19 protein-coding genes are annotated in these 18,268 nt (G+C 66.9%); 6 read left to right on the top strand and 13 right to left on the bottom strand.

What is annotated here, in order from left to right; all coding sequences use genetic code 11:
* Positions 1 to 50: 50 nt before the first annotated feature.
* Positions 51 to 797: a DUF1194 domain-containing protein gene (locus JL101_RS14785; protein WP_203095960.1), complete on the bottom strand. Its 747-nt coding sequence runs from the start codon at positions 795 to 797 to the stop codon at positions 51 to 53.
* 176 nt (positions 798 to 973) lie between these two features.
* Between JL101_RS14785 and JL101_RS14780 the strand changes: the two genes are divergently transcribed.
* From JL101_RS14780 to JL101_RS14760, 5 genes are all read left to right on the top strand, one after another.
* A complete protein-coding gene (locus tag JL101_RS14780) occupies positions 974 to 1,135 on the top strand; it encodes a YqaE/Pmp3 family membrane protein (protein ID WP_202681301.1) in 162 nt (53 codons plus the stop codon).
* Between the two features lie 6 nt (positions 1,136 to 1,141).
* Complete coding sequence (locus JL101_RS14775) at positions 1,142 to 1,540, top strand: DUF4112 domain-containing protein (protein WP_203095958.1); 399 nt, start codon at positions 1,142 to 1,144, stop codon at positions 1,538 to 1,540.
* Positions 1,541 to 1,658: 118 nt separating this feature from the next.
* On the top strand, positions 1,659 to 2,528 hold the full coding sequence (locus JL101_RS14770; RefSeq protein WP_203095956.1) for an RpnC/YadD family protein: 870 nt from the start codon (positions 1,659 to 1,661) through the stop codon (positions 2,526 to 2,528).
* Between the two features lie 92 nt (positions 2,529 to 2,620).
* Positions 2,621 to 3,973, top strand: coding sequence for an oxygen-independent coproporphyrinogen III oxidase (hemN, locus tag JL101_RS14765; protein ID WP_203095954.1), 1,353 nt, complete (start codon positions 2,621 to 2,623; stop codon positions 3,971 to 3,973).
* Between the two features lie 112 nt (positions 3,974 to 4,085).
* Positions 4,086 to 4,706, top strand: coding sequence for a glutathione S-transferase family protein (locus JL101_RS14760; protein ID WP_203095952.1), 621 nt, complete (start codon positions 4,086 to 4,088; stop codon positions 4,704 to 4,706).
* Positions 4,707 to 4,721: 15 nt separating this feature from the next.
* Here JL101_RS14760 and JL101_RS14755 read toward each other — a convergent pair whose 3' ends face one another.
* From JL101_RS14755 to JL101_RS14735, 5 genes are all read right to left on the bottom strand, one after another.
* On the bottom strand, positions 4,722 to 5,486 hold the full coding sequence (locus JL101_RS14755) for an SDR family NAD(P)-dependent oxidoreductase (protein WP_203095950.1): 765 nt from the start codon (positions 5,484 to 5,486) through the stop codon (positions 4,722 to 4,724).
* Between the two features lie 72 nt (positions 5,487 to 5,558).
* Positions 5,559 to 6,056: a YciE/YciF ferroxidase family protein gene (locus tag JL101_RS14750; protein WP_203095948.1), complete on the bottom strand. Its 498-nt coding sequence runs from the start codon at positions 6,054 to 6,056 to the stop codon at positions 5,559 to 5,561.
* Between the two features lie 100 nt (positions 6,057 to 6,156).
* A complete protein-coding gene (locus tag JL101_RS14745) occupies positions 6,157 to 7,023 on the bottom strand; it encodes a carbohydrate ABC transporter permease (RefSeq protein ID WP_201079813.1) in 867 nt (288 codons plus the stop codon).
* 8 nt (positions 7,024 to 7,031) lie between these two features.
* Positions 7,032 to 7,928 (bottom strand): carbohydrate ABC transporter permease, encoded by an 897-nt coding sequence (locus JL101_RS14740; RefSeq protein ID WP_228434842.1) that lies wholly within the window; start codon positions 7,926 to 7,928, stop codon positions 7,032 to 7,034.
* A gap of 87 nt (positions 7,929 to 8,015) precedes the next feature.
* Positions 8,016 to 9,359, bottom strand: coding sequence for an ABC transporter substrate-binding protein (locus JL101_RS14735; RefSeq protein ID WP_203095943.1), 1,344 nt, complete (start codon positions 9,357 to 9,359; stop codon positions 8,016 to 8,018).
* 252 nt (positions 9,360 to 9,611) lie between these two features.
* Here JL101_RS14735 and fghA point away from each other — a divergent pair, with 252 nt between their 5' ends.
* Positions 9,612 to 10,454 (top strand): S-formylglutathione hydrolase, encoded by an 843-nt coding sequence (fghA, locus tag JL101_RS14730; protein ID WP_323374660.1) that lies wholly within the window; start codon positions 9,612 to 9,614, stop codon positions 10,452 to 10,454.
* Positions 10,455 to 10,484: 30 nt separating this feature from the next.
* Here fghA and JL101_RS14725 read toward each other — a convergent pair whose 3' ends face one another.
* The 7 genes from JL101_RS14725 to JL101_RS14695 all read right to left on the bottom strand — a co-directional run bounded on the left by JL101_RS14725 (position 10,485) and on the right by JL101_RS14695 (position 18,246).
* Complete coding sequence (locus JL101_RS14725) at positions 10,485 to 10,781, bottom strand: helix-turn-helix transcriptional regulator (RefSeq protein WP_203095941.1); 297 nt, start codon at positions 10,779 to 10,781, stop codon at positions 10,485 to 10,487.
* Positions 10,768 to 12,123, bottom strand: a complete 1,356-nt coding sequence (locus JL101_RS14720; protein ID WP_203095940.1) for a type II toxin-antitoxin system HipA family toxin — start codon at positions 12,121 to 12,123, stop codon at positions 10,768 to 10,770. Before JL101_RS14720 ends, JL101_RS14725 begins: the two co-directional genes overlap by 14 nt.
* A gap of 287 nt (positions 12,124 to 12,410) precedes the next feature.
* A complete protein-coding gene (locus JL101_RS14715) occupies positions 12,411 to 12,713 on the bottom strand; it encodes a type II toxin-antitoxin system VapC family toxin (protein ID WP_323374735.1) in 303 nt (100 codons plus the stop codon).
* A 52-nt stretch (positions 12,714 to 12,765) separates the two neighbouring features.
* Positions 12,766 to 13,065 carry a type II toxin-antitoxin system VapB family antitoxin gene (locus JL101_RS14710; protein ID WP_203095938.1) on the bottom strand — a complete coding sequence of 100 codons (300 nt, stop codon included), beginning with the start codon at positions 13,063 to 13,065 and terminating at the stop codon, positions 12,766 to 12,768.
* A gap of 337 nt (positions 13,066 to 13,402) precedes the next feature.
* Entirely contained in the window at positions 13,403 to 14,875 is a 1,473-nt protein-coding gene (locus tag JL101_RS14705; protein WP_203095937.1) for a cryptochrome/photolyase family protein, read from the bottom strand.
* Between the two features lie 113 nt (positions 14,876 to 14,988).
* Positions 14,989 to 15,684: a ligase-associated DNA damage response endonuclease PdeM gene (gene pdeM / locus JL101_RS14700; RefSeq protein ID WP_203095936.1), complete on the bottom strand. Its 696-nt coding sequence runs from the start codon at positions 15,682 to 15,684 to the stop codon at positions 14,989 to 14,991.
* 90 nt (positions 15,685 to 15,774) lie between these two features.
* The gene (locus JL101_RS14695; protein ID WP_407697321.1) at positions 15,775 to 18,246 is read right to left on the bottom strand and encodes a ligase-associated DNA damage response DEXH box helicase; all 2,472 of its coding nucleotides are present in this window, start codon (positions 18,244 to 18,246) and stop codon (positions 15,775 to 15,777) included.
* Positions 18,247 to 18,268 lie beyond the last annotated feature (22 nt).

Here is an 18,268-nt window from a genome sequence, read left to right as displayed (position 1 = left end):
CCGACCCTAGGGGGCAGAGCCTAACAATCGATTAGTAAGATCAACCATTCTCAGCCGGCGCCGGAACCGATCCCGGCGATCTCGCGAATCAGCTTGCTCAGGATGGCGGCGGCGAAATCGTCGAAGTCGCGTGCGGCGATGTAGAAGGCGCCGGGGCCGCCGATGACGTTCTCCTCGTAATAGCGGTCCAGGTCGATCGGGGCCGGCCCGCCCCAGGGGTTGGGCCGGTCGTTCAGGATCGGCAGGCCGTTGATCGTGATGCCGGCCGCGACCGCCTCGTCCCGGGCCAGGGATGGGGGACGGCCGCGGTTGTTCACGCCGTCGCCCGAGATGTCGATCACCCGCCGCACCCCTTCGAAGCCGTTGCCGTCGAACAGCGTCGCGGCGTGGTCGATGGCGCCGCTCAGCGATGTCCAGCGGGCGGTCGACAGGGGGGCCGAGCCGATCGCGTCGGAGAACTTCCTGGCATCCTCCCGGTTGCCGATCAGTGTCCAGGGAACCACGACGCGCTGATGATCCTCGCCCGCCCACTCCACATAGGTGACCGCGACGGCGCCGAACGGCCCTCCGCCCATGGCGGAGACGACCCGGTCGTCGATCAGCGCCGTCACATAGCCGTCGCGCTGGAGGGCCGCCTCCTCCTCGTCGACGCTGCCGGAGATGTCGACCGCAAGGACCAGCTCCAGGTCGACCGGCCGCTCCTGGGCCTGGGCGGCACCAGATGGCGAGCCCGCCGGGAACCCGAGCAGGAGGGCAAGGGCCAGAAGGCCGGCGGTCGGAGCGGAGCGGACGCGCATCAGGGCCTCCTGCTGGAGAATGACCGGTCCATTGAACCAAGCAACGCAAATTCATGCAAGCTTCGGGTGCCGGGGGATGCTCCCGGTCAATTTCAAGATCCTGACGGAAGGAACGAAGCGCACCAAATAGTGTTTTGACGCTGCAATGACGAAATAGAGATCCGAGAGGCTGACCAATGGACGTTCTTAGAATTCTGCTTGCCATCCTGCTACCGCCGGTCGGCGTCTTCCTTCAGGTCGGCATCGGTCTGCACTTCTGGATCAATATCCTTCTTACGATCCTGGGTTACATCCCTGGTATCATTCACGCCATCTACGTCATCATAAAGTACAAGTAATCCGAAATGGCCTCCACCGCTTACAGTGCAGGCGACCGCGACGCCCAGATCGCCCATCTGGAGCGTCTGGCCGAACTGCTGGACAGCCGCTGGCGCATTCCCGGCACCCGTATCCCGATCGGGCTGGACGGCATCGCCAGCATCTTCCCGGTGGTCGGCGACAGCGCCACCGGCGTGGTCGCCGCATACCTGGTGTTCCAGGCCGCCCGCCTCGGGGTCCCCCGGAGCACGGTGCTGCGCATGCTGGGCAATGTCGGCATCGACTGGGCCGTCGGCTCGATCCCGGTGATCGGCACCTTGTTCGACATCGGTTTCAAGGCGAACAGCCGCAACATCAGGCTGCTGCGCGAGCATCTGGAACGGGATCGCGATCCCGCTGGGCGCCCGACGCTCCGCCGGGTCTGACGCCCTCTCGATCGGCGCGGCGACCCGCGTCACCGCACCGCATGGACCGGCGCGTGCGGAACCGCGATGGATTGCCCGTCGGGCATGCCCCGGCATGCGGCAGGGGGCGGGCAGGGGCATGGCGAACAGCTACGATGCGACGGTCAAGGAACTGGTCTGGGCCGGCGCCCCGGCCCTGCTGAGGATGCTGGCCGGCGACCGGGTCGCCAGCTTCCTGTCGGCCGAGTTCTCCTCCGTGCGCCAGCGCCGCCCGGACATGGTCGCCGAGCTGGACGGCGGCGGCCTGTTCCACGTGGAGTTCCAGGTCGGCCGCGAGGACATGGCTTGGCGCATGCTGGAATACTACGCCCTGATCTCCCGGCACCATGGCGGCGCCCCGGTGACCCAGCTGGTGCTCCATCTCGGCGAGCGCGGCGAGGACGGCCCACCCGGCATCCGCCACCCCAACCTGACCTTCCGCTACGAGGTGCGCTACATCGCCGACCTGGACGCCGGGCCGCTGCTCGACAGCCCGGCGCCCGAGGACGCGGTGCTGGCAATCCTGTGCCGATGCGACGATATTAGGGAGCGCGTCCGGTGCATCCTGGCCCGCCTCGCCCCGCTGCCCCGGCGCGAGCGCTCGGACGCCGCGGCCAAGCTGCTGATCCTGTCCCAGTTGCGCAGGGCGACCCCGGTCGTCAAGGAGGAGTTGGAGACCATGGCGATCCAGTTCAACATCAAGGAACACCCCTACCTCAGCGAGGTCTTCGCCCAGGGGTTGGCAGAGGGCAAGGCCGAGGGACGCGAAGAGGGCGAGGCGAAAGGCCGGGCGGAAGCGCTTCTCCGGCTTGTCGAGCGCCGCCGCGTCGCCGTGCCGGAGGATACCGAGCGCCGCATCCGCGCGGCGACGGTAGCCGACCTTGACCGCTGGTTCGATGCCGTTCTCGACGCGTCCGACCTCACCGCCGCCGATCTCGACGCCATCCTGGCTTCGCCGCCGCATCATTAGGCGTCCGGACTACGCCCTCCGGACACCGGCTGTTTCGTTCCTTTTGACCCAAATCAAGGCGGGACAGCCCATCGGCGCGCAGTCTCTACGGCATGAACGCAGATCTCATCGCCAAATACGACGGCCTCCGGGTCCCGCGCTACACCAGCTTCCCGACCGCGCCGCATTTCGGTCCGCAGGTCCAGGCGGGCGAATACCTGGCGTGGCTGGGCGGGCTTCCCGCGGGACAGGAACTGTCGCTGTACTTCCACGTCCCGTTCTGCAAATCCATGTGCTGGTACTGCGGCTGCCACACGAAGATCGTCGCCCGTTACGATCCGATCGCCGAGTATCTCGACCTGCTGATGCGGGAGATCGACCTGGTCGCCGACGCGCTGCCCGGGACCATGCCGGTGCGCCACGTCCATTTCGGCGGCGGCACCCCGACCATGATCGGGGCGGCCGATTTCGAGCGTCTGATGGCCCACGTGCGCTCCCGCTTCGACCTCGTTCCCGGCTGCGAGATCGCGGTCGAGATCGACCCGCGCACCCTGACCCTTGAAGCTCCCGAAGCGCTGGCCCGCGCCGGAGTCAACCGCGCCAGCCTGGGCGTGCAGGACCTGGACGCCACCGTCCAGGCCGCCATCAACCGGGTGCAACCCTTCGAGGTGACGGAAGCCGCGGTCCGGGCGCTCCGCCGCAACGGCATCGACAACATCAATCTCGACCTGATGTACGGTCTGCCGCACCAGACCCCGGAAAGCTGCGAGGAGAGCGCAGAGCGGGTGATGGACCTGACGCCGGAGCGCCTGGCGGTCTTCGGCTATGCCCATGTCCCCTGGATGAAGAAGCACCAGCGGCTGATCGACGAATCCGTCCTGGCCGACGCCCGCGGCCGGTGGAAGCAGTTCGACGCCATCGCGGCCGTGCTGGCCGACAACGGCTATCACCAGATCGGCCTGGACCATTTCGCGCTGGAGTCCGACCCGATCACGATCGCCCAGCGGAACGGCACGCTGCGGCGGAACTTCCAGGGCTACACGACGGATGGCGCCGACGTGCTGATCGGCTTCGGCGCCTCCTCGATCGGCGCGCTGCCCGACGGCTATGTCCAGAACGACCCGGCGATGGAGCGGTATGCCGAGGCGGTACGCGCCGGCCGCCCGCCCATCGTCAAGGGCAAGCGGCTGAGCGCCGACGACCGGCTGCGCCGCGACCTGATCGAGCGTCTGATGTGCGACCTGTCGGTCGACCTCGACGCCGTCGCGGCCCGCCACGGCGTCGCCTCCGACCTGTTCGAGCCGGACCTGGAAAAGCTGGCCCCGCTCGCCGCCGACGGGCTGGCCCGCGTCGACGGCCATCGGATCACGATTCCGGACGAGGTCAGGCCGCTGGTCCGGGCGGTCGCCGCGGCCTTCGATCCCTACCTCGATACCGCGGCGATGCGGCACTCCAAAGCGATCTGAACGCCCCGGGCTCTCCTCGCCTCTGGCCTTCCGGGGCGAATTGCGCCAAACATAGGGGCCGGCGGGCGCCGGGAGACGCCCGTTCCAGTCTGCTTGGAGAGAAGACCGCGCGATGATCACGCTCTACAGCTACCCGACACCCAATGGGCACAAGGCCTCGATCATGCTCGAGGAGGTCGGGTTGCCCTACGAGGTCATCCGGGTGGAACTCATGCAGGGCGACAACATGAAGCCCGAGTTCCTGGAGATCAGCCCGCTCGGCAAGATCCCCGCCATGGTGGATCCCGACACCGACGGCGCTCCCCGGCGCGTCTTCGGGTCCGGCGCCATCCTGGAATATCTGGCGGAGAAGAGCGGGCGCTTCCTCCCCTGCGAGGGCTGCGCCCGGACGGAGGTGTGGAACTGGCTGGCCTTCGGCGTCAGCGACGTCGGCCCGACCTCGGTCGACATGTTCCGCTTCTCGGTCCGCGCGCCGGAAAAGCTTCCCTACGCGATCGAGCTGTTCAAGTCCGAACTGCACCGTTGCTACCAGGCGCTGGAGACCCAGCTGGGCCGGACCGAATACCTGGTCGATGGCGAGTACACGATCGCCGACATCTCGGTCTACCCGTTCGTCGCCATCGCCGGCCAGACATCCCCGGCCCTGTTCGAGCGTTATCCCCATCTGAAGCGCTGGCACGACCTGGTCGGGGCACGGCCCGCCGTCCAGCGCGGCATGGCCGTTCCCGAATAACGCCTCTCGCGGGCCTCAGGCCTGCGGCGGCTGGCCGTTCGACGCGCTCAGCCCGCCGTCGACCGGCAGGTTGACCCCGGTGACGAACCTGGCATCGTCGCTCGCCAGGAAGGCGATCACCGGCGCGATGTCCTCCGGCTCGGCCGCGCGTCCCAGGGCGATACGCTCCTTGAACTTCACCATCAGCTCGGCGTCATCCTTCATGTCGGCCGTCAGGTCGGTGAAGGTCAGGGACGGGTTGACCGCGTTGACCCGCACGCCCTTGGCGCCCAGCTCCAGCGCCAGCGACCGGGTGAAGTTGGTCACCGCGCCCTTGGCGGCATTGTAGAAGCTCATGTTCCAGTCGCCGCCCAGCCCGGACACCGAAGACACGTTGACGATCGAGCCCCCGGTTTTGACCAAGTGCGGCACCGCCGCGCGGCAGCCGTAGAAGACGCCGTTCACGTCGATCGCCATCACGGCATGCCAGTCCTCTACCGACGCCTCGGTGATCGGGCCGGTCGGCGCGATACCGGCGTTGTTGACCATCAAGTCCAGCCGGCCGAACCGCTCGACGGCAGCATCCACCAGCCCCTCGACCGCCTGCCGGTCGGCGACGTCGGCCGCATGGACCAGGGTGCGGTCGGCCGGCAGGTCCTTGGCGACCGATTCCAGCTTGTCCCTGGTCCGGCCGCACAGCACGACGGCGGCACCTTCTTCCGAGAAGCGGCGCGCGGTCGCGGCACCGATGCCCGAACCCGCCCCGGTGACGATGACGGTCTTTCCCTTGAAGCGTTCCACGTTGATCTCCAGAAAAGAAAACTCCCTCCCCTGGAGGCAGGGGAGGGAGCGATCGCAACAGTCCGCGCGGCGTCAGGCCGCCTTGAACGCCCGCTGGTTGATCCCGCCTTCGGCCAGCTGGTTCAGCTTCTGGTCGGTCGCCTTCTCCTCGTTGAGCGTCTGCTCCAGCAGGTTGGCGACATCGGTCATCCCGCAGGTCTCCGCCAGGGTGCGGAGCGCCCCGTAGCTGGCGATCTCATAATGCTCCACCTTCTGGGCGGCCATGACCAGCGCCACGTCCAGCACCTCCGGCGGATGCCCCTGGGACATGATCTCCTCGGCTTCCTCGATCAGGCCCTGGGCCGCCTCGCAGGTATTGCCGCCGGGATCCGCCTGGAGGATCTGGAAGACCTGCTCCAGCCTCTTGACCTGACCCTGGGTTTCCTGCAGGTGCGTCTGGAACGCCTGCTTCAGCTCCTGCGACGACGCGGCGTCGGCCATCTTGGGCAGCGCCTGGGTGATCTGAGTCTCGGCGCTGTAGGTGTCCTGAAGCTCTTCGATCAGAAGAGCCTTGAGTGCCTGTTCCGACATGGTGGTGTCTTCCCGCGCTGTTTTCCGTGTCGTCCAGGCCCGGACGGCCCGGACGACATGGGAATCAACAGCGCCCGCACGGGATCGTCGCGGCCTCACCTCATTCCTTCACCGCCCCGGTCAGGCTCGACACGTAGTGCTCGACGAAGAACGAGTAGATCACCGCAACCGGCAGCGACCCCAGCAGCGCGCCCGCCATCAGCGAGCCCCAGTGGTAGACGTCGCCCTCGACCAGCTGGGTCAGCACCGCGACCGGCACCGTCTTCTTCTCGACCGACGAGATGAAGGCCAGCGCATAGATGAACTCGTTCCACGACAGGGTAAAGGCGAAGATCCCGGCGGAGATCAGCCCCGGCACCGCCAGCGGCAGCGTGATCTTCCACAGGATCTGGATGCGCGAGGCTCCGTCCACCAGCGCGCATTCCTCCAGCTCGTAGGGGATCGACTTGAAATACCCCATCAGCAGCCAAGTGCAGAACGGGATCAGGAAGGTCGGGTAGGTCAGGATCAGCGCCAGCGGGCTGTCGTACAGGCCGAACTGGAACACCATGGTCGCCAGCGGGATGAACAGGATCGACGGTGGCACCAGGTACGCCAGGTAGATCATCAGCCCGACCGTCTGTCCGCCCCGGAACCGCAACCGCTGGATCGCGTAGGCGGCGAGCACGCTGGCGAACAGGCTGATGAAGGTCGCGACCACCGCCACCGTCATGGTGATCATCAGCCACTGCGGATAATCCGTCTCGAACAGCAGACGCTTGACGTTGTCCAGCGTCGGCGAATGGATCCACAGCGGGTTATAGTCCTTGAAGTTGTAAAGCTCCTCGTTCGATTTGAAGGTCGTCACCGTCATCCAGTAGAACGGGAACAGCAGGATGATCAGGAACGCCGACAGCGGCGCATAGACCGTGACCAGCTTCCGCGGCCACGTGTTCAGATAGTCCATCCCGACGCGTTCTTCAGCCATGGTGCACCTCAGTCATCGCTGCCTCCGTGCTGCCATTTCCGCCGGGCCAGCGCGAAGTAGCTGAACAGCGTCGCGAAGACCAGGAACGGGATCATCGCCACCGCGATGGCTGCCCCTTCGCCCAACTGCCCGCCCGGGATCGCCCGCTGGAACGCCAGCGTCGCCATCAGGTGCGTGGTTCCCGCCGGCCCGCCCCGGGTGATCGCGTAGATCAACTGGAAGTCGGTGAAGGTGAACAGGATCGAGAAGGTCATCACGACCGCCAGGATCGGCATCAGCATCGGCAGGGTGACGTGCCGGAACCGTTGCCAGGCCGACGCCCCGTCCAGCGCCGCCGCCTCGTACAGGCTCGGCGAGATGGTCTGGAGCCCCGCCAGCAGGCAGATCGCCACGAACGGGATGCCGCGCCAGATATTCGCCGCGATCAGCGAGGCCCGCGCGTTGTTGGGCGTGCCCAGGAAGTCGATATACTGGTCGATCAACCCCATCTCGGTCAGCGCCCAGCTGATGATCGAGAACTGCGGGTCGTAGATCCACCAGAAGGCCAGCGCCGACAGCACGGTCGGCACGATCCAGGGCACCAGGATGATCGACCGGATCAGCGCCTTGGCCGGCAGGTGGTTGTTCAGCAGCAGCGCCAGCCAGAGCCCCAGCGCGAACTTCCCGATCGTCGCGATCACCGTGTAGAGCACGGTGTTGCTGACCGCGAGCCAGAACATGCTGTCGCGGAACAGCGACTGGTAGTTCTCCAGCCCGATGAAGACTCCCGCCCGCCCGATCCGGGTATCGGTGAACCCCAGCCAGATGCCGAGCCCCAGCGGGTATGTCAGGAACACCAGCAGCAGCGTCGCCGCCGGCAGCATGAACAGGAACGACAGGACGGCGGGATTGTCGAAGGTTCGCACGATCCAGGAATCCCGGGGCCGCGCGATACGCCTTTCCCGGGCGGCACCTGCCGCCCGGGGACCAGCCACGTTCTGATGGGCCATCAATCAGGTCCTGTAATACCGCTCCGCACGCCGCTGCGCCTCGGCCGCGGCCTCCTTCGGCGTGGCGCGCCCGGAGCAGACCTGGGCCACCATGTTGTTGATGATGAAGTCGGCCAGCGTCGCCGCCGAGGCATAGCCCAGGCTGCCGCGATAGCCGTACCACAGCATGTTCTTCATCACCTCGCTGTAGGCGGCGTGCTTCGGGTCCTCGGTCCAGATCGGGTTGCCGGCATAGGCTGCCAGCGGATGGCTCCAGTACCCGATGCTGGCCGTCTGCCACGGCGCGTACTGCTCCTTCTCGAAGATGAAGCGCAGGTATTCCTTGGCGGCGTTGGGATACTTGGTGTGCTTGAACACCATGGTGTTGACCAGCAGCCCGGCCTCGGTCGGCTGCCCTACCGGCCCGATCGGGAAGCGGGCGTGGTGGATATCCTCCGCCATTGCCTTGATCGCCGGATCGGGGCTGTTCTTGGCCGAATAATAGACCGAGATCCCGTTGGAGGTCAGGCTGATCTCCCCGGCCAGGAACGCCTTGTTGTTGGACGGGTCCAGCCAGGACAGCGTGCCGGGAATGAACTGGTCGACCAGCTGCTTGCCGTATTCCAGCGCGGCGATGGTCTCGGGGCTGTCGATGATCACCTTGTTGTTCTCGTCCACCATGGCGGCGCCATGCGACCACACCAGCCAGTGGGTCCAGGTATTGCCGTCGCCCTGCGCGTTGCCCAGCGCGAAGCCCATGGGATGGTTGTTCTTCTTGAGGTTCTTCGCCAGCGTCAGGAAATTGTCGATGTCGGTCGGGATCCCGTCGTATCCGGCTTCGTTGACCCACGACTTGCGGTACACGATGGCGCCGCCGGAAGCGCCGATCGGCATGGCGATCCACTTGCCGTCGGAACCCTTGCCATAGCGCTCGGCGATCGGGTACCAGCCGCCATACTTCTTGCCGAGATATTCCGCGACCTCGGTCAGGTCGATCAGCTTGTCGGGATACTGGTGCGGGTCGTCGTTCCAGGCCAGCACCACGTCCGGCCCGCTGCCGATATTGGCTGCGACCGCCGTCTTGGGCCGCAGATCCTCCCAGCTCTCGTTGTCCACCCGGACCTTGACGCCGGTCTCCTTGGTGAACTTCTCGGTGTTCGCCAGGAACTGGGTCTCGTCACCCTGCACGAACTTGGCCGGGCGAAGCACGCGCAGCTCGGCTCCCTTCTCGACGGCGAATTTCGGGGCCGGCACGTCGGCCGCCATGACTTCCGCGAAGGCGGGGCGATAGCCCAGGAGCCCCGCGCCAGCCAGCGCTCCCGCGCCGACGCCGATCTTCAACGTGTCCCGTCTGGTGAACTTGTTCATTTCCGCATCCTCCCTGATCCGTTTCTTCTGATACTTTTAAATCAAGCCGGATTATATCGCAGGTGCAGCAGATCGGAGGGTGATTTGTTCGCCCTTCCAAGTAAAGCCTACGCCCGGTCCAAACGCGTGTCACCCCTCTTGTATCGATACATACGTGGGTACGCTCTTGACCCCCACGGCCCAGCGTCCCACCATGCGGGCGCCGGTAACGACCAGGCTATTGAGACAAACGGAATACGAGGGAAACGCCCGATGAGTTTGGACCGCATCTCCAGCCATGCCTGCTTCGGCGGCACGCAGGGCATCTACCGGCATCGCTCGGCGAGCACGGGCACCGACATGGAAGTCGCGGTCTTCGTTCCGCCCCAGGCGGCCGACGGCCCCTTGCCGGTGCTGACATATCTGTCCGGCCTGACCTGCACGTGGGAGAACTTCACCGTCAAGGCCGGCGCCCAGCGCTATGCGGCCGAGCACGGCGTCATCATCGTAGCCCCCGACACCAGCCCGCGCGGCCTCGACCTGCCCGGCGAGCACGCCAGCTACGACTTCGGCTCCGGCGCCGGATTCTACGTGGACGCCACGCAGGACCCGTGGAAGACCAACTACCGCATGTACAGCTACATCCGAGACGAGTTGCCTGGCCTGATCGCGTCGGAGTTCAAGATCGACCCCGCTCGCCAAGGCATCTTCGGCCATTCCATGGGCGGGCACGGGGCGCTCGTGATGGCGTTCCGCAATCCCGACCGCTACCGCTCGGTCTCCGCCTTCTCGCCCATCGTCTCCGCGTCCCGCGTCCCCTGGGGCGAAAAGGCGCTGGGCGGCTACCTGGGGCCCGACCGCGAGGCCTGGAAGCAGTACGACGCTTCCCTGCTGGCCGAGAAGGGTGGCTGGAAGTCCCCGATCCTGGTCGACCAGGGCACCTCCGACCAGTTCCTGGAGAAGGAACTGAAGCCCGAACTGCTGGAAGAAGCCTGCGCCAAGTCCGGGACTCCGCTGACGCTCCGCCGCCAGCCCGGCTACGATCACAGCTACTATTTCATCTCGACCTTCATGGGCGACCACATCGCCCATCACGCCAAGCTGCTGAAGGCATAAGGCGCGACAGGGCAGGGGACCGGCGCCGCCTTACGGCTTGCTTCCGGTCCCCATGTTCCGGGGAACGAACCCGACCGTGAACCCGAACGCCCGTGCGATCCGGTTCAGCGTCTCGACAGTCGGGTTTCCCGCCCCGGTCTCCAGCTCGGAAACCTGCCGCCGCGTCAGCCTGAACACCTTGCCGAACTGCTCCTGCGTCAGGCCCATGGTCCTTCGCACCTCGGCGACCGCTTCGGGCAACCTCAGCTCTCCCTGGCTTGCCCGCTCCGCCAGCAGGCGCCGCGCCTCCAGTGCCTCCTCCCGGCTCACGGCCTTAACGCGGGGCATGGCCGCTCCCGCTCAACTCCGCCAAGCCGTCGGCGATCTCACCCGCCCGTCCGAGCGCCCCGTCTATCACCTCCTCATTGACGCCGTGCCGGCGGGCGATCCCGGGAAGCGCCCTTACGAGCTGCTCCTTCGCGGCGAGCGCCGCCATCAGATCCTCCGGTGCCATCACCCCTTCGGCTGCCGCGCCGCAGACCGCGCGCCAGTCGGGAACCAGATCGTTCCGCCCCAGGCAAGCCCATCGGGTCGCCCGGACGATGCCGCCGGGGTCCAGCCGCATCGGCGCGAAGTCGAACAGCGGAGAAAGCCCGATCCATCCATCCGGCGCCTTCTGAAGCGCGGTATTGCGCCCGTGGTTGTCCGGGTTCCCCATCGCCAGATTCAGCACGTCGCGCAGCACGTATTCCGTCACCTCGGCCGCCGGCTCGGAGCAGAAGCGCTTGATCACCCCCAGATATTCCTCATGCGCCGCAAGGTATCCGAACTGAGCGACCCCGGCAGCTGAAACGATGCTTTCTTGTCCAAGCCGGACCGTCTCCGGACCCCGGGCGCCTGTCCGGACCCGCCTGTCGAACCGCGGGATCATCAGGACATGGTCGCCGCCGACCAGCGGGTTCGCCACCCGGAGCCCGAACTCCCGCGCCACCTCCAGGTAAGGAGCTTCCGCCGCCAGGATCAGCAGGTCGGCCCGGCTGCGCGCCCGGCTCAGTTTGACGATGGCATGCGCCGATGCGTCCTGGTCGTTCACCAGGGGATCGGGATACCAAAGCCCATCGATGCTCCTGGTAAGCAGCACCTTTGGCCATTCGCCCTGAACGCCGCTGGATCCAGATGCTATCAGGGCGAAACGGTCCGCAGCGTCCAGGAAGCGATCGGTGCGCCGCAGCACATCCCCGGTCTCCAATCCCTGGAAGACTTGTCCTTCCAGACGCCGGCACTCCTGCTCCCAAGCTTCCTTGACCCTGATGTTCCCGACCGGACATCCGGCTCCCCGCAGCAGCAGCGGAAAATCGAGCGCGGTCCCATCGGCGGACTGGAACCCCAATGCCGTAGCCAGCCGCCGGCGCGCATGGCCCTGCGGCAGCAGGTCGAGGAGGAATGCCGGCCAATGGGCGGCGCTGCGAAATTCGAGATCGACGGGCGCCTGGACCGACAGGGCGCGATAATCCAAGAGCGGAAGATCATCCGCCAGCGGCACGGCTCCCCATTCGATGAAGTAATCCAACTCGTAGGACAACGCGGACGCCCCGTCGATCCCCTGCCCGGCGTCCTTCACGTCAAGGACGGCCGCATCGTGCCACGCCCCGTGGTGATGAAGTTGCAGGGTGATGGTCGCGGCTGTCATTGACGCTGTTTGAGCCAGTACAATGGTTCAATGCAGCCGATATAAACCTTTTCTTGCCCCATCGCAATGGTATGGATAAGCCGCTGGGACAGAGGGCCATTCACGGGGGGCGTCCCCTGACGCCCGACTTCGATCGTCTTCAAATCCGCCAAGCCGTCGGGGCTATCTCCCACCGCTCGACCTGCGCTTGCCGGCTCGGGTCCCCACCGCTCCGCGCCGGACCGAAAGTTGATCCGTGGCCGTCGCATCGCGGCGATGGTGGCGGAATTGGCGAAGCGATCAGATCGTCATTGGACCGTGATAGCTGAAGTCACATCGGTATGCGAAAAATCGTTGCCCTTGAAAAGCAAAGGTATCCTCCGAACCTTTGCCAAAGCATAGGCGAAGACTTCGCCGAAGTTCAGGGCTGCCGGGTGTCCGCTTCCTTTGCCGAAAGCGACGAAAGCTTTCCATGCCGCTTCCATTTCCTCGGCCCGCGGCGGGATGATCTCGAAAGCCGGTGCGTGCAGGAAATCATCAAGCACCACCGCCCGTTGCCCCAGCCTTCCATAGGCTACCATCCTGGCTTCGATCACGGATACGGTGCTGATTCAAGTTCGATGGCAATCAAGGCGGAAGTGTCCACCGCGATGAAGTTGGCCTTCATCCGGGCAGTCCGGCGTCATCATACTCGACGGCTTCGAAGGCGTCCGGTCGAGGAGGAATCCGGTGCAACTGGGCGATTATCGCGACTATGCCGGCCCACGGATCGGACTGTGATTCCGTCGCGATCTCCGCCAGCATGCGGTCGACCGCCGCTTCGACCGTCGCCGTCTTGCCCAGACCCATCAGGCGGCTAAGCCGGTCGATTTTCTCGATAACCTTCGGATTGGCGATTTGAATGGGCATGATGTCACCGATAATGACAGGTTGATCATCAATATTCACCTGCTGATAAGGCATCGCAACCCTTCGGGAAGCGCCAGCGCGCTCGATCCGTCGATGTCTGCCGGATCAAGCGCATACTTGCCCCGGCCCGGGTAGGCACGCCCCGTCGAGACTTGCAGTAGAAGTCATGAGTGGATTTTTGTCCTAACTTCCTGTATGCTTCTGCCCCATCAACACCATTCGATCATGTTCCCCGACGGCAGGAGTTCCCGGTGAGCCAGCCGGCGTCCGGCGGATGCTCCTCCGCGACCTTCGTCCGTCGATGCGGATCATGACATTTGCGGCCTTCCTCCCGGGGGGGCATGTTGACATGACGCGCCCTCGACTATCACAAATGCTGACATTTGCGGCCTCAGCCCGGGGGAGCGACTTTCCCCGCCGCCTTGACCGCCCGGAAGGCCTCCAGCGCCCGGTCGCGTGCCGCACCATGGTCCACGATCGGCTTTGGATAGGTCCGGCCCAGCGTCACGCCGGCCTTCGCCAGAACCTCGGCCGGGGCGCTCCAGGGCTCGTGTATGTAGCGGTCGGGCAGCCGTTCCAGTTCCGGCACGTACCGCCGCACATAGCTGCCGTCGGGGTCGAACTTGCGGCCCTGGAGGACGGGGTTGAACACCCGGAAGAACGGCGCGGGATCGGCGCCGCAGCCGGCGATCCACTGCCAGTTCGCGCTGTTGTTGGCGGCATCCGCATCCACCAGCGTGTCCCAGAACCATTCCTCCCCCGACTGCCACGGCAGCAGCAGGTCCTTGACCAGAAAGGAGCCGACGATCATCCGCACCCGGTTGTGCATCCATCCCGTCCGCCAGAGCTGGCGCATCCCGGCATCGACGATCGGATACCCTGTCCGCCCCCGCTGCCATGCCTTCAGGCCGGCATCGTCGTTCCGCCAGGGCAGGGCCTTGAACCGACTGTCCATCGGCTCCGTCCTCATGTCGTGGTTGGTCAGCAGAAGCCCGTGGGTGAATTCCCGCCAGCCGATCTCGCGCAGGAAGGCCTCCACCGCAGGTTCCAGCCCGGTCGCCGCTTCGGCCCGATGCCGCGCCGCGTGCCAGACCTGGCGGGGGGAGATCTCGCCCCAGTGCAGGTGCGGCGACAGCCGTGAGGTGCCGTCCCGGCCGGGACGGTCGCGGCCGGTCCTGTAATCCCGCAGGATCGCGTCCAGGAAATCCGCGAGCCGCCCCGCCGCGGCCTCCTCCCCGGGAGTCCAGTCGTCCCGCAGACCGCCGGCCCAGTCGGGCGAGGTCGGCAGCAATCCCCAGGCGGCCAGGACATCCGAAGCCACCGCACTTCCCGGCGGCTTCAGCGCCGCGGGGGCGGGCAGCGGGCGCGCCGGATCATGCGCGGTGGAAAGCGTCTTCCAGAACGGCGTGAAGACCTTGAAGGGCGTTCCGGCCTTGGACCGGACCTGCTCGGGCTCGACCAGCAAGCCGCCGTTGAAACTCTCGACCGCGACGCCGCACTCCGCCAGCTTCTCCCGTACGGCAGCATCCCGCCGGGCCGCTGACGGCTCGCATTCGCGGTTCCATACCACAAGGCCGGCCCCGGTCTCGGCGATCAGGCGATCGAGGATCTGCCCGGCCGGCCCCCGCCTCAGCACCAGCGGCGAGCCCAGCCGGGCGAGCGCCGCACCCAGCCTCTCCAGGCTATGGTGAAGCCACCAGGACCCGGCGCCTCCCGGCGGCCTCACGCCGTCGGCACCGCCATCATCAAGCACATACAAGGGAATCACCGGCGCTCCGCTCTCCACCGCGCGGTGAAGGGCGGGATTGTCGGCAAGGCGCAGATCGTGGCGAAACCAGACGATGACGGGAGATCGCGATGTCATGGGGACTTTGCAGGCGGGGAGGGAACGGCGGCGGGGCAGGGCGCCCGCTCCAGCGATCTATACCCCTTCGGCGCCGGATCAATCCATGCCGTCCGCCGGACCGCTCCCGCTGCTCAGGACACCCGCTCCAGGTCCGGCTCCAGCCGGGCGCTGGGAAACTCGAACAGCCGCTCCCTGCCCATCATATGGACCTGGAACCGCCGGCCCAGCAGCGGCACCAGCGCGCGGTCCAGCACGTTCAGCCCGCCCGTATAGGCGCCGAACGACGGCATGATCAGCCGTCGCCCGTCGCCGGCGAAACACCGCGCCCGCACCCGCCGGCCCCGGACCCGCACGGCGGCGACCGGGTGATAGTGGCCGGAAACCTCGCCCCCGGCCCCGGCGGTCGCCTCGTGCCGGAAGCACAGCGGCCCCAGGACGACCGTATCCTCGATCCGCCCGCCCAGATGCGCCGGCGGCTCCGGGTCGTGGTTGCCGGTCACCCAGATCCAGTCGCGGCCCGCCGTCAGCCGAGCGATCCGTTCGGCGTCGGGACGGGAAAGCCGCTCGGCGGCGCGCCGGTCGTGGAAGCTGTCGCCCAGGCAGATGACGGTCTCCGGCCGCCGGCTCTCGACCAGCGCTTCCAGCCGCGCCAGCGTGGCTCCCGTGTCGTAGGGCGGCAGCAACTGGCCACGCTGGGCGAAGGCGGAGCCCTTTTCCAGGTGCAGGTCGGCCACCACCATCAGCCGCCTCTCCGGCCACAGCAGCGCCCCGGACAGGTCGGCCACCAGCGGCACGCCGTTCAGGATTAAACTCTCTGGCGAATTCACGGAAAACCCGATATGTTCACTTTAGGTTCCGGCATAGGTGTCGCCGATCGGGGAGGGCGCGTCAATTGCAAACCACAGGGATGGGCCCGGCTATATCGGCAGCATCCCCTGGTCCAGCGCCCGGCCGCCCCTCAGTTCCGGCATCGCCTCGTCGATCAGTTCCTGTTCCGCCTCGCCCAGCAGGTCGTCCAGGGCCGAGCCGGAGACCTGCTCGCGCCCGACCTCCAGCAGCACGGGCACGGCCAGCGGCGACACCCGGGTCAGCGCGCGGTGGGTGATGCGGCCGTTGACGCGGGCCAGCATGTCGGCCAGCCGCCGCACGTCGGTCAGCCCGCCCGCAGCATCCGCCCGGGTCGCCCGCAGCAGCACGTGGTTCGGCTCGTGCTTGCGCAGCACGTCGTAGATCAGGTCCGAACTGAAAGTCACCTGCCGCCCCGTCTTCTCCTGGCCGGGATGCCGCCGCTCGATCAGGCAGGAGATCACGGCCACGTTCCGGAAGGTCCGGCGCAGCATGCTCGACTCGTCCATCCAGGCTTCCAGGTCGTCGCCCAGCATGTCCTGGTCGAACAGGGCGTCCACGTCCCGGACCGGCCGCAGGCTCCAGACCGACAACACATAGTCGGTCGCGACGAAGCCCAGCGGCTTCAGCCCGGCGCGCTCCATCCTCCGGGTCAGCAGCATGCCCAGCGTCTGGTGGGCGTTGCGCCCCTCGAAGCAGTAGGCCACGAGGAAATGCTGCTTCCCGCGCGGAAAGCTCTCGACCAGAAGCCCTTCCCGCGGCGGCATCACCGACCTCAGCCGCTGGAGGCGCAGCCATTCCTGCACCGCCGCCGGCAAATCGCCCCAGACGCCGGGGTCCGCCAGCATGGCCCGGACCTCATCGGCCAGATGGGTGGACAGCGGCATCCTGCCGCCGGCATAGGCCGGCACCTTGGGGTCGCCCTGTCCGCCCCGCGCGCAATTGACATAGGTCTCCTGGATACCGAGGAATTTCAGCAGCTGCCCGGCGAACAGGAAGGTGTCGCCCGGTATCAGCGACTGCACGAAGGACTCCTCGACCTCGCCCAGCACCTGGGACCGGCCCATCCGGACTTTGAGCGTCACCGCCGCGACGATCGTCCCGACATTCATTCGGTATTGGCGGGCGACGACCGGCCCGGCGACCCGGTACAGCCCGTCCGCCTCGTCCCGCGCCAGCCGCTTGAACCGGTCGTAGCTGCCGAGCGCGTAGCCTCCGGTCGCGACGAAGTTCAGCACGTCGTCGAAATCCGCGCGCGTCAGGGCGGAGTAGGGCGCCGCCGAGATCACCTCCGCATACAGGTCATCCGCATCGAACGGGGCCGCGCAGCCCATGCCCAGGATATGTTGGGCCAGAACGTCCAGCCCGCCGGGGCGCGGTGGGTCGCCGTCCAGCGTATGGGTCGCGATCGACTGCACGGCGGCGCGGCATTCCAGCACCTCGAACCGGTTGGCCGGCACCAGCACGGCGCGGCTCGCCTCGTCCAGCCGGTGGTTGGCCCGGCCGATCCGCTGGAGCAGCCGGCTGACTCCCTTGGGCGCCCCGACCTGCACGACCAGATCGACGGCGGCCCAGTCGATTCCCAGGTCCAGGGACGAGGTCGCGACGACCGCCCGCAAGGCCCCGCGCGCCATGGCGGCCTCGACCTTGCGGCGCTGCTCCGCCGCCAGGCTGCCATGATGGAGCGCTATCGCCAGCCCGTCCTCGTTGATCTTCCAAAGCTCCTGGAAGACCAGTTCGGCCTGCGCGCGGGTATTTACGAACACCAGCGTGGTGCCGGCCCGGCGGATCTGCTCATAGACTTCGCCCAGCGCGTGGACCGCCATGCGGCCGGACCAGGGCAGCCGCTCGCGGGTCGTCAGGATATCGACTTGGGCACGGGCTCCCGACCGGCCCGTGACGGTCCGCACGTCGCCGCCCCCGGCCTTGCCGGTCTTCGACAGGTACGCGATCAGATGGTCCGGGTGAGCCACCGTCGCCGACAGCCCGACGCGCCGCCCGCCGGGCGCCAGCTTCGCCAGCCGCGCCAGTCCCAGCGCCAGCAGGTCGCCGCGTTTCGTCCCGGCCAGGGCGTGCAACTCGTCGATTACGACGCAGCGCAGCCCCTTGAAGATCTTCTCCGCGTCCGTATAGGACAGCATCAGCGCCAGGCTCTCCGGAGTCGTCATCAGCACCTGCGGCGGCTTCGACCGCTGGCGCTGGCGCTTGGCGGCGGAGGTATCGCCCGTCCGGGTCTCCGTCCGGATCGGCAGGCGCAGCTCGGCGACCGGGCTTTCCAGGTTGCGCTGGATATCGACCGCCAGGGCCTTCAGCGGCGAGATGTACAGCGTGTGCAGTCCGTCGCGGGGCCGTTCCGACAGGTCGATCAGGCTGGGCAGGAACCCGGACAGCGTCTTGCCGCCGCCGGTGGGAGCGATCAGCAGCGCGTCGGCGCCGTCGCGGGCGGCCCGCAGCATCTCGATCTGGTGGGCATGCGGCGACCAGCCGCGATTGGAGAACCAGCCGAGGAAGTTCGGCGGCAGCAGCGCATCGTTCTGAACCATGTCATCCATGACAGCGGACTAT

It is taken from the genome of Skermanella rosea (assembly GCF_016806835.2).
Taxonomy (GTDB): Bacteria; Pseudomonadota; Alphaproteobacteria; order Azospirillales; family Azospirillaceae; genus Skermanella; species Skermanella rosea.
The sequence above is the reverse complement of the archived record's forward strand: the minus strand, read 5'-3'. Positions and strand labels throughout refer to the sequence as shown.

Coding starts and splice junctions, on each gene's coding strand:
- JL101_RS14785 (WP_203095960.1), bottom strand. CDS start 797: ATGCGCGTCCGCTCCGCTCCGACCGCCGGCCTTCTGGCCCTTGCCCTC.
- JL101_RS14780 (WP_202681301.1), top strand. CDS start 974: ATGGACGTTCTTAGAATTCTGCTTGCCATCCTGCTACCGCCGGTCGGC.
- JL101_RS14775 (WP_203095958.1), top strand. CDS start 1,142: ATGGCCTCCACCGCTTACAGTGCAGGCGACCGCGACGCCCAGATCGCC.
- JL101_RS14770 (WP_203095956.1), top strand. CDS start 1,659: ATGGCGAACAGCTACGATGCGACGGTCAAGGAACTGGTCTGGGCCGGC.
- hemN (WP_203095954.1), top strand. CDS start 2,621: ATGAACGCAGATCTCATCGCCAAATACGACGGCCTCCGGGTCCCGCGC.
- JL101_RS14760 (WP_203095952.1), top strand. CDS start 4,086: ATGATCACGCTCTACAGCTACCCGACACCCAATGGGCACAAGGCCTCG.
- JL101_RS14750 (WP_203095948.1), bottom strand. CDS start 6,056: ATGTCGGAACAGGCACTCAAGGCTCTTCTGATCGAAGAGCTTCAGGAC.
- JL101_RS14745 (WP_201079813.1), bottom strand. CDS start 7,023: ATGGCTGAAGAACGCGTCGGGATGGACTATCTGAACACGTGGCCGCGG.
- JL101_RS14735 (WP_203095943.1), bottom strand. CDS start 9,359: ATGAACAAGTTCACCAGACGGGACACGTTGAAGATCGGCGTCGGCGCG.
- fghA (WP_323374660.1), top strand. CDS start 9,612: ATGAGTTTGGACCGCATCTCCAGCCATGCCTGCTTCGGCGGCACGCAG.
- JL101_RS14725 (WP_203095941.1), bottom strand. CDS start 10,781: ATGCCCCGCGTTAAGGCCGTGAGCCGGGAGGAGGCACTGGAGGCGCGG.
- JL101_RS14720 (WP_203095940.1), bottom strand. CDS start 12,123: ATGACAGCCGCGACCATCACCCTGCAACTTCATCACCACGGGGCGTGG.
- JL101_RS14710 (WP_203095938.1), bottom strand. CDS start 13,065: ATGCCTTATCAGCAGGTGAATATTGATGATCAACCTGTCATTATCGGT.
- JL101_RS14705 (WP_203095937.1), bottom strand. CDS start 14,875: ATGACATCGCGATCTCCCGTCATCGTCTGGTTTCGCCACGATCTGCGC.
- JL101_RS14695 (WP_407697321.1), bottom strand. CDS start 18,246: ATGGTTCAGAACGATGCGCTGCTGCCGCCGAACTTCCTCGGCTGGTTC.